At 40.7% G+C, this 1,444-nt stretch carries 1 pseudogene; it reads left to right on the top strand.

The features are described 5' to 3' along the window. Window positions 1-100 precede the first annotated feature (100 nt). Window positions 101-1,444 (top strand): annotated as a pseudogene (locus C3B52_RS35450) (hypothetical protein); the annotation flags it as partial.

Here is a 1,444-nt window from a genome sequence, read left to right as displayed (position 1 = left end):
ATTTCAGAAACTAAAATCAAGGAAATGAAAAAAGCAATGAAAGTCAAAGACCGATCTGAGTTTGACCAATTTATTAGTCAGTATTGGGAGGCGGGCGCGAGTGCATAAATGGCTGTACTTCTCGGTGATATCGGGCTCTGCGTTGCTCATATCCGGACTCATTTTTGCTTATTTCTATGTCAAAGCGAATCGAAAAAGCTCCGGAAGTATGTGGGGATCCAAGTCTTCAATTACTAACAAAACTAATGCGAAACTCATGCGATTTTATCAAAAATCATATAATCGCTTCACCAAGGTGCCTGTCCTGAGAAGTCAGCTTTTGCAAATAAGAAAAAGGCTCTCAGCCATTAGCACGTATGATGAATTTACCATCCGGAAAGAGTCCATTCGAATTTCGTACATGATTCTCGGGACCATGTTGATCGTTTTAATTCTGATCGGATTAGCAAGTATGAGCTTCATCGCCGTATTCTTCGGGATGTTAATTGCGCTGGTTTCGAATGGTCTTCTCATCACTATCTTTGTTAATCGAGTAGAAGATCGTCTTTTGAAGCAATTTTCAGACTTCCTAGAAGACGAAAGACACCATTATCAAGAATCTCGTATGGTCGATGAAGCGATTTATCATGCAGCTCAAGCATCACCACATACGATTAAACTTCAAACTGAACGGATTCACGGAATAATCACTTCAGGTGATCCTAATGAGTTGGATCAATATTATACAGTTGCACCTAACAGGTACTTAAAGATATTCGCGGGTGTTTCAAGCATGGTTCAAGAATACGGTGACAAAATGCTTGGTAAAGGTTCCATGTATCTGAATTCTATAAACAAATTCGTTCAACAAATTCGATTTGATTTACAACGCCGTAGATTGTTGGGTTACAAGTTGAAAGGCCTACCAATCATTGCACTTATCCCTATACTTCTTACATTTGTCGTAAAGTCATGGGCTGAAAGATATTTCCCCGTAACCGAGGACTTTTACCGGGGGCGCATGGGTTACATCATATTACTCGTCATTTATGCAGCTGCCGTATTTTGCTACATGTTAGTTCGAAAACTAGGTGAACTGGATGAAGACACCTACGTTGGGCGTTCAAAAAGATTACAGTGGGAAAAGAAAATGTATCGGTGGCCGGGTGTTCGATGGGTCGTAGACCGTCTGGTACCCGGAAAGCACACCCGACAGCATTATCGAATTACCATGCTTCTTAAAGAAGCAAACTCACCGCTTCTTATTGAGTGGTTTTATATACAGCGAATAATAGTGAGTTTGTTAAGTTTTATCGGCATCATCATTTTGTGCCTGTTTCTTCACTTTAATGCCTCTCACCAGATATTGAGTAAGCCGACACCTGAGAAGTATCAGGTCTTGGGACAACTCACAGGTGATGAGTTAAAAATGGCTGAAGAACGTACAGAGTTTGATAACTCCGTC

It is taken from the genome of Brevibacillus reuszeri, assembly GCF_002897295.1.
Lineage (GTDB): Bacteria > Bacillota > Bacilli > Brevibacillales > Brevibacillaceae > Brevibacillus > Brevibacillus reuszeri_A.
The sequence above is the reverse complement of the archived record's forward strand: the minus strand, read 5'-3'. Positions and strand labels throughout refer to the sequence as shown.